At 39.0% G+C, this 9,052-nt stretch carries 8 protein-coding genes, 1 tRNA gene and 1 pseudogene; 1 reads left to right on the top strand and 9 read right to left on the bottom strand.

Translation table 11 applies throughout. The annotated features are described in order from the left end of the window. Positions 1–57: 57 nt before the first annotated feature. From AC1UFB_RS00500 to AC1UFB_RS00480, 5 genes are all read right to left on the bottom strand, one after another. Positions 58–537 (bottom strand): zinc-ribbon domain-containing protein, encoded by a 480-nt coding sequence (locus AC1UFB_RS00500; RefSeq protein ID WP_482588266.1) that lies wholly within the window; start codon positions 535–537, stop codon positions 58–60. Between the two features lie 276 nt (positions 538–813). Then, positions 814–1,326: a DUF6241 domain-containing protein gene (locus AC1UFB_RS00495; protein WP_482588265.1), complete on the bottom strand. Its 513-nt coding sequence runs from the start codon at positions 1,324–1,326 to the stop codon at positions 814–816. A gap of 340 nt (positions 1,327–1,666) precedes the next feature. Beyond that, complete coding sequence (locus tag AC1UFB_RS00490; RefSeq protein ID WP_482588263.1) at positions 1,667–2,527, bottom strand: hypothetical protein; 861 nt, start codon at positions 2,525–2,527, stop codon at positions 1,667–1,669. 161 nt (positions 2,528–2,688) lie between these two features. Next, complete coding sequence (locus AC1UFB_RS00485; RefSeq protein ID WP_482588261.1) at positions 2,689–3,771, bottom strand: tyrosine-type recombinase/integrase; 1,083 nt, start codon at positions 3,769–3,771, stop codon at positions 2,689–2,691. A gap of 125 nt (positions 3,772–3,896) precedes the next feature. Beyond that, positions 3,897–3,968 (bottom strand) — tRNA-Val (locus tag AC1UFB_RS00480). Between the two features lie 192 nt (positions 3,969–4,160). On the opposite strand from AC1UFB_RS00480, the gene AC1UFB_RS00475 reads away from it, so the two are divergent. Next, on the top strand, positions 4,161–4,922 hold the full coding sequence (locus AC1UFB_RS00475) for an arylamine N-acetyltransferase family protein (RefSeq protein WP_283880617.1): 762 nt from the start codon (positions 4,161–4,163) through the stop codon (positions 4,920–4,922). Positions 4,923–4,980: 58 nt separating this feature from the next. Here the strand turns inward: AC1UFB_RS00475 and AC1UFB_RS00470 are convergent. From AC1UFB_RS00470 to gntK, 4 genes and pseudogenes are all read right to left on the bottom strand, one after another. Next, a pseudogene (locus AC1UFB_RS00470) lies at positions 4,981–5,562 on the bottom strand (DUF1349 domain-containing protein). 76 nt (positions 5,563–5,638) lie between these two features. Beyond that, a complete protein-coding gene (locus AC1UFB_RS00465) occupies positions 5,639–6,964 on the bottom strand; it encodes a GntP family permease (protein WP_061786020.1) in 1,326 nt (441 codons plus the stop codon). Positions 6,965–7,209: 245 nt separating this feature from the next. Beyond that, on the bottom strand, positions 7,210–7,371 hold the full coding sequence (locus AC1UFB_RS00460) for a hypothetical protein (protein ID WP_156413461.1): 162 nt from the start codon (positions 7,369–7,371) through the stop codon (positions 7,210–7,212). Positions 7,372–7,490: 119 nt separating this feature from the next. Continuing rightward, complete coding sequence (gntK, locus tag AC1UFB_RS00455) at positions 7,491–9,032, bottom strand: gluconokinase (protein ID WP_025908650.1); 1,542 nt, start codon at positions 9,030–9,032, stop codon at positions 7,491–7,493. Between the last annotated feature and the right edge of the window lie 20 nt (positions 9,033–9,052).

The following is a 9,052-nucleotide window of genomic DNA, read 5'->3' as shown; positions in this document are numbered from 1 at the left end:
AATAATAAAATTGAAGATTTTGAGTCTTTTTAATAGTTAATTTAAATTAATGCAACACTAGTGATCATTAATAGATATTTTATTTTTACCTGAATGCCATTCTTTGGACACCATGTGATTTGATAAACAATTATTGTCATTGACATAACAACATATAGGGCAGTTAGTGCCACTTGTCCTACTGTTGATGGTAGCTTCCCATTTATGATTTTTTGAGCATTTCCAATGAACTTTTTCTATGCTGCGTTTTGAAACAATATATGGATTAACTTTATTTTTTTCATAATCCCACTCTTGAAGCAGGTCAACGTAATTCACCCCGAAAGAATTGCAATGTTTACAAGCAAATTCACACTTTTTCTTGCCATATTGAAATACAATTCTTGTTTGCTGTTCCTCGCAAATATCACAACATAAAACAATTTTTTTATTGCTCCCAGGTTTAAAGTCGCTCATGATCTTTCCATCATTCAATTCTGGCTTATAGTATTTTTTCAAATCAGGTCTTACATCTTCAAATGTTAATTTTTTACACATCGCTTTCACCTCAAAGAATATTTGAAACTATTGTATTGAAGTGAAAAATGGCAGTAAGGTATCACAAATAAAATTCATATTTTACTACATAGCTTCCTTACAAATTGAATCGAAACAATATAATAGTATCGTATTCCATATACACCCCAACTTAATATATTGTGTTGAAAACAGCCATCCGTTAATTCGATTGGCTGTTTTCGTCTATATACATATAATATAGATTCTATATTTCAGCAGATTTTGGACTATATACAAGATATATAGATTCCATATTTACTCTATATCGAAATGTTCTTCGATAAACGCTTTTTCTTTCTCAGCAGACAAAATTCCAGTAGCTCTGCCAATCGTTCCGTTTTGTAGCTCCCAAATGGCGTTATGGTCGTGGTCAACTCTTGAAAAGTCATTATTCGCCCAGCGATTTAGAATATCAAGATAGAGACCTTTTTCTTCGTATTCGTTGGCTTCCACAACAGCTTTCAATCTAGTTACACGTTCGGCAGTAAGGGGAATAAATCCCCATTTGTCCTCAGCTTTGACTTTTTGGTGACTCATGCCATGTATTGCATTTTGCACAGCATATTCAGTCATATCAGATGGAAATTCATCTTCAACTGGCTCTCCATTTGTTTCCTTGATTTCAATAACTTCTTCGCCATTTTCTTCGGAGACTGTTTCCTCGACTGAAACAGATTCGGATTCTTTAGACATTGAATGATATGTATAATAAGCAACTGCCCCAGCTAAAACGATTGAACCAGTAGTAATTAATAAGATTTTCTTCACGACAATTTCAACCCTTTCCTTTTTGAATATTAATATTCAATTGGTAGATTTATAACTTTATATGGTATAATATGGTTGTGCTTGCACCATGAGAGTCGATGAGGTCTGGAACGAAAATGTCCTGTCAAGGGGCGCTAGTAGCTCTAAGTACTGCCTCGTCAAAGAGGTGTAATCGTCCCAATGTTGGAAATTGACATTAAAATTAATGTAAAAATTCCCGTTGCTATCATTGAAATACTTTGGGCTATAACGAACTTATTTCTGTGAGAAGAGCAAGCACACTGCCCTTGACCCAAAGCAAGGAGACCTTGACTAGCCATTCCTTTTTAGGAGTGGCTTTTTAATATGGCATTTCTTCATCTGTATCGGATTCTAGCCAATTAAATAACGGAAACTTGCGCTCAATCCTACCGTTTTTTAAATCAAACTTGTAAGCCATATTTTTAATAGACTGATAGGCATAACCTTGTATTTTATCTGCTGGTATATTTTTATACCTTCCTTCTTCAATCGTCTCATTTACAAATTTTTCAACCAATGTAATCCATTGCTTTTTACTCCATCTCGTAGGTGCAAATTCGGTATAAAAATCATTACAGGCGCTGATTAAAACAATTTTAAATTTAGCTGGATTGTCCTTGTTAATTAACAATGTTTCTTTATCCTTATTTTTTTTATTACTATTTATTTTATTATTGTATATATTTATTAGTTGTCGATTTTCAACAATTGAAGATGAATTATTGACCATCAATTGTTCATTTCCGACAATTGAAGAATCGTCAGTAAGATTGTCTTCAGTTTTCAATTGTTGATTTTCACCAATGGAAATTAAATGTGCAAAGCTTTCCGATACTGACGTTATTTTAAATCCACCTTGATTTACCTCTTGAATCATATTTAAAACTTCACTATCGGTGAAAGCTACGTCACTGACTTGATAATAATACAAAGTCTTTTTACCGTCTCGATACTGAACAGTTACCCAATATTTTTTAGCTTCGAGCTCTGCAATTGCATTTGTAATAGGTCCTCTGCCGAACTTCCGATACAGCTGCATCTTTTTAATTTCCCAACCTTCGGGCAAGGACATTAAGTGGCTGATTAAACCGATACTACGAATATCTTCAAGATTTTGTAATGCTCCATTATGGATTTGAGCATAGTCCGATGTTTTTCTGCGTTTGATTATTCCGTTCATTGGTAATAGGTCTCCTTTGGACTTCATTCAGCAAACTTGCTATAATGAAGTCAGCTAAATTTTTGTGAAATGCCTTCTCTGGTCGCCAAACTGTGGGAAGGCATTTCTTTTTATTTGTAAACTTAACTATACTATCACAGCTAAATGATGCTCTAAACTACCTATTTGCGTTTGTTATCACGTTTTCGGCTGGTAGTGTTATTTGCTGAAAAGAATCCATGTTCTGAATGTTTTTCAACAACGGTGTTGTCAGCCATATGTGCATAAATTAAGACGGTGCGTAAATCACTATGACCGAGGATTTTACGCAAGCTTTCAATATCTCCACTTTCTAAATAATGTGTTGCTGTTGAATGGCGAATTAAATGCAGATAAAATCTTTTAGTTATTCCAGCTTCCTCCGCATATTTCCTCAAATCCCTCAAGACGTTATTTTTGCTCAACATACGACCTGATAGCGACAAAAATATTAAATCGTCCACTTCACCCTCAAATGCTTCGTTTTCTTCCAACAATTGCACTAACAGGCGATAGGTCTTGTTAGACAATGGTACAATGCGAGCTTTACGTGATTTGGCGTTGTTAGGACGAATGATAATAGTTTTATTCACATGGTCAATATCTGACGGAGCTAACAACAAAGCCTCGGTTATACGGAACATACAATCAATTAGAACGTGTAAAAGGCAATAATCCCTATAATGTTTGAAAGATTTTTTCGAGTAGTCTTTAGCCACTTTTAACAAGCGATTCAGTTCTTCACGAGTCAGAATGTCAATTGTATGCTCGTCCTTCTTGAAGCCCTCAAATTTGTCAAACGGATTTTTTAATATAAGCTCTTCTTTAATGCACCAAGCCATAAAAGTTTTTAAATTCTTTAGCCGAGTTTCAATTGAAGCGTCTGAAAGTCCTTTTGTTTTAGCTTTGTCGGGCATATATGCGTTACCCTCAAACTTTACGCAATCATGTTTTAGCCAATAAACATAATCGGAAATAAAATCAGTTGTTAGGTCAGCTAAATAAAATGGATGGTCGCTGTAAGTTGCATGATATTTCTCAATGCTGTTATAGGTAACGACAAATTTATTTAGTGTACCAGCTCGAAGATTTTGTTTAACTTTAAATTCCATAAAGCGCTCATAAATTGATTTTAAAGTTTCTCTTTTGATATGCTTTTCAGCTTTCCTTTTGTGTGGCTGCCTTTTTTTCACTTTTTCCTTATCCTCAAAATAGCCGAAAGACAACAAAAAACACCCCATTCATTTTGTATTTTCAACAAAATAAACGGAGTGTTGCAGTCAAAACTTGATGGAAGTACTTCGGTACTTTTCACAAGCTTAATTTATGCAGTTGTTAAATCAAATATGGATGGGACATACTGGACTCGAACCAGTGACCCCTTCGATGTCAACGAAGTACTCTCCCGCTGAGCTAATGTCCCATATTTAAAATTAATTTTACCTGTGAGGGATTCGAACTAGCGACCGTTCCCTGTCAAGGAAGTGCTCTCCCGCTGAGCTAACAAGTCGTAATATGATGTATGTATTGATATTATTATAGGGATGAATCTGATGAGTTGTCAATACTTTCTTTATCGGATATAGAACGCTTTCAGCTAAAGGAGGATGTTCCTTTGAATAGTAACTATTATTTTACTCGCTTTTTGACCAAGCGTCCCGCTGAGCCAACGCTTGAGAACCTGGCTTTTTTACAGGAAAAGCATATGCTTCACATTCCGTTTGAGAACCTGGACGTGATCAGCAAGACGCCAATTATTACGGACCTTGAGCGCATTTTTGAAAAAGTGGTGATCAATCTTCGCGGGGGTTTTTGCTATGAGTTAAACGGGCTGTTTGGCTGGCTGCTTCGCGAAATCGGCTATGATGCTCATTACGTAGGCGCAACGGTGAAAAAGCCCGACGGCTCGTGGACGATTGAAGGCAGTCACGCGACGAACCTTGTTCATCTAGACGATGAACCGTATCTTGTGGACGTTGGATTTGGCGATTCGGTTCGTAAACCCGTCCCCCTTTCAGGAGAAGTCGTTAGCGACGTTAGCGGTGAGTACCGCGCGCTTCAAATAGACGAAGAGCACTATGACCTTCAGCGTTTTGAAGACGAGCAGTGGAAAACGCTGCACCGCGTGTCAACGGTACCAAAAGAATTTCACGAGTTTGCGCCGATGTGTGAGTTTAACCAAACGTCACCGGATTCACCGTTTACACATAAGCGCTTAGTCACAATTGCCACAAAGGAAGGACGCAAAACGCTTTCTGATTTGACGCTAATTATCACAGAAAACAGTCAAAAAACGAAAGAAACGATTGCAGAAGAAGATCTCCCTATGCTTCTTCAACAGCACTTCTATTTATTTTTAATGGACAGCTTTTCATAAGAAAAAAGCAGCCGGCTGCAAAAGGGTTATACCCCTTTTTGACATCCCGCTGCTTTTTTTATTGCTGAATTTCAACAAATTCAAACGAAGCTTCGTATCCTTCTCCCTGCGGACTGCAGGCATAGATGCCGATTTGCATGGTCTCTTCTTCTGCGAATAAATGCGCGATTCGCAGCTGTTTCCACTTCTCACCGTCAACAGAATAATAAAGTGAGTAGTCTTGCCCTACTTTCTTCATTCGAAAGTAAAGAGCCGACTAATCCTCTTCAAAATCTTGCGTAGACCAGTCTGAGTAACCGTTATTGGTGACAACTGCTCCTAGCTTGTTTGATTCATTCGGAATGTATTCAACGGACGATTTAATCCACGTATCCTTTGAGACGCGCACCATTAACCCTGCCTGGTCGTAGCGATTTAGAGGCTTGGTGTGTACTTTCGTTGTAAGCTGAGAGTCTCCAGATACTTCTTTATAAAGAAAGTGACCGTTATCTACTTGAAAACCGTAGTGCGTTCGCTGCCAGAAATCCATATTGACATTAGGTTTCATGACAAGGTGCTGCTCGTTTAATTCGAAATGAGTCGGTTTTGAAAACCACTTAAACTCCTTTAAAAGCTCTTTTCCATGAAACGTCTGTGGCATGTTTTTCCCGCTTTACCTTTTACCTCTCTAATGTAGCACAAAAGCCCTCTTCCTACGTAGAAAGAGGGCTCCAAGATCAGACAATTAGGTTCACGATAAGCACCGTACCGAACGCAATAAATGAAAGCAATGTTTCAAGTACCGTCCACGTTTGGAACGTTTCTTTTACCGTTAAGCCTAGGTATTCTTTTACCATCCAGAAACCTGCATCGTTAACGTGAGAGAACATCAGTGAACCTGCGCCTGTTGCGATAACAAGAAGCTCTAGGTTTACGCCTGACATATGCTCGATAACCGGTGATACGATTCCTGCGGCTGTTGTGAGGGCTACTGTTGCTGAGCCGGTTGCGATACGAATGAGACCTGCGATCATAAATGCTAGAACAAGTGGTGATAGTGAAAGGTTCTCAGACATTTGAGCGATTGTTGTTCCTACACCGCTTTCAATTAAGACTTCTTTAAATCCTCCACCTGCACCGATGATTAAAATAATCGAACCAACTGGCAGCAAGCACTCTTCTGATAGCTTTTTGATTGTTTCTTTTGTCATGCCTTGCTTCATACCTAAGAAGTAGAAAGCGACAAAACACGCAATTAATAGTGCGATTAGCGGGCTACCGATAAAGACTAGAAGCTTTTCAAGACCACTTCCTAACGGTAAGTACGGCGCAACCGCTGATAAAATCATTAGTAAAACTGGTAACAAAATAACAAAGAATGAGATCCCTGTTCCAGGTAATTCTTTTGAAAGAGTTGTTACGCGAATAAGTTCTGGCTCACCTTGTGGAACAACGCGCTTATGAATCCACTTTGCGTATACGGGTCCTGCAATAATAGCTGCTGGAATGGCAACGATTAATGAGTATAAAAGAACGCGTCCAAGGTTTGCATCGTAAATGCTAATGGCAGCTAGTGCGCCTGGATGCGGTGGTACCAATCCGTGTACAATTGATAAACCTGCGATAACTGGTAAAGCAATTAATAAAATATTTTGTTTCGTTGTTTTATGAATTGAGATAACGAGCGGTAGTAAAATTAAAATACCAACTTCAAAGAAAACGGGAATTCCGATAATGAATCCTGCGATAAGCATCGCCCACGGTAAACGCTTTGTACCAAATGAACGAACAAAGAAGTCTGCCACTTGCATACCTGCTCCGGAGTCAGCCATTAGCTTACCAAGGATCGTTCCAAGCGCTAAAATTCCAACTAAGTGTCCAAGTACGCTGCCCACTCCTGTTTCGTAAGCTTTTACAATTTGATCTAATTCTAACCCTGACGTAACCGCTAAGAAGATGCTGGCTACTGTTAAGCTAATAAACGCATGCCATTTAAATACTGACACCCCTATGATAACGATTACAATTGATACTAAAGTCATCAGTAGTAAATAAGTATCCATGTTCATTCCGCCTCTCTTGTTTGATATGTAATCGGTTTCTTTTTTCATTTAAATAAATCGAAGCCTTGTAAGCTTCCAAACTATTAAACTTGTTATCGCTTTCAATTATCTTTCAATAGAAAACGATTTCATCAACTACTTAAATTATATGAAAAAATTTTTCTTAATTCAACCTTATTTTAGAAAAAAATAATATTTTAATGAGTTTGGGACATAACAAAATGATTGCTTCTAAAAGACGAACACTAGCTGTTCCCATCTCTTTGATTTGTCTCAACACGTTCGTTCCATTGCGCTACGGTCACTCGCTTTCCGCGGGGAGGAACCTGAGCTTCCTCGCTGCGCTGCGGGATCTCAGTTTTCCCTCTCTTTCCCGCAGGAGTCGAGTGTCCTACGCTCCATTCCACCCTGTTTCCAACATTATTTTCACAATCAACCAAAAAAACCTGAACGATTAAAAGTTATGAACTCTCAATCGTTCAGGTATAGTAAGGACTGAACTACTTATGTCTCAGTCTCGCTTTTATTATTCTACGTGCTTCTTTTGAAAGTTTGCGATATTGGCATATTCTTCACCTAATAAACGCGATAAGCGAATATAGATAGGTGTTAGCTCTTCATAAATGGAAACATGAGCTTCAATTGGCTTATGGTGATGCGTTGCACCGACCATATCGGAAACAACTTCAAGAGAATCGACTTCTCCTAAACCGTACATACCTAAAATGATTGCTCCTAGACAAGAGCTTTCAAAGCTTTCAGGAACCGATACGTCTTGGTTAAAAATATCAGCCATCATTTGACGCCATAGTGGTGAACGAGCAAAGCCACCTGTTGCTTGAATTTGCTTCGGCTCACCGATTAGCTCTTCAAGTGCTAATAAAACCGTATAAAGGTTAAAGATAACACCTTCTAAGACCGCACGAATCATATGTTCTTTTTTATGGTGTAATCCAAGGCCAATGAATGAACCTCTGGCATTCGCGTCCCAAAGCGGCGCTCTTTCTCCAGATAAATAAGGATGGAACAGCAGGCCATCCGCTCCTGGCTTCACCGTATTTGCAATATCTGTTAGCATTTCATACGGATCTTTCCCCAAGCGCTTAGCTGTCTCTACTTCGGCTGCACCCAGCTGCTCTTTTGCCCATCTGAAGATCATTCCACCATTGTTCACAGGACCGCCAATTACCCAGTGGTTTTCCGTTAACGCATAGCAGAAAATACGACCTTTTGGATCCACAACCGGACGATCGGTTACGGCACGAATGGCACCGCTTGTTCCGATTGTTACCGCTACAACTCCAGGTTTAATCGCATTTACACCAAGGTTTGAAAGCACTCCGTCACTTGCTCCAACAATAAATGAAGTGGTAGGTAAAAGGTTCATTTCGGTTGCAAGATCTGGATTTAACCCTTTCATACAATGTGTCGTTGATACCGGCGTTGATAATTTGTCAGCTGATACGCCGCTTACCTTTAACGCTTCCTCATCCCAGCTTAAGTTTTTTAAGTTAAACATACCTGTAGCTGATGCAATTGAATAATCCACTACGTATTCGCCAAACAGCTTATAAAACACATATTCTTTAATTGAAATGAATTTATGAGCTTGTTCCACAATATCCGTATGCTCATGAGATAGCCACGTCAGCTTTGCTAATGGTGACATCGGGTGAATTGGTGTTCCGGTACGCAGGTAAATTTCATGTCCGTTCCACTCATTCTTAATCTTCTCTGCCCATTTCGCACTTCTGTTGTCTGCCCACGTAATACACTTTGTGATCGGCTTACCGTTTTCATCTACTGCGATGACGCTGTGCATCGCAGAGCTAAACGATACGCAAAGAATATCTTCCGGATTCACATTGCTTTCGTTCATGACGCCTTTAATTGTTGTAATGACGGCTTGAAAAATTTCCTCCGGGTCTTGCTCTGCTACATCGGGTACGGGTGCATATAAAGGATACTCAACTCCTTTTCGTGAAAGAGCCGTTCCATCTATTGAGAATAGAACGGACTTTGTACTTGTCGTACCGATATCAACTCCGATTGCATATTTGGTGCTCATGCTGCTTTCCCCCTTGTTTG

Source organism: Priestia sp. KCTC 13724 (assembly GCF_056820425.1).
Note: the sequence above shows the minus strand (reverse complement) of the source record. Positions and strands in the feature narration are given on the sequence as shown.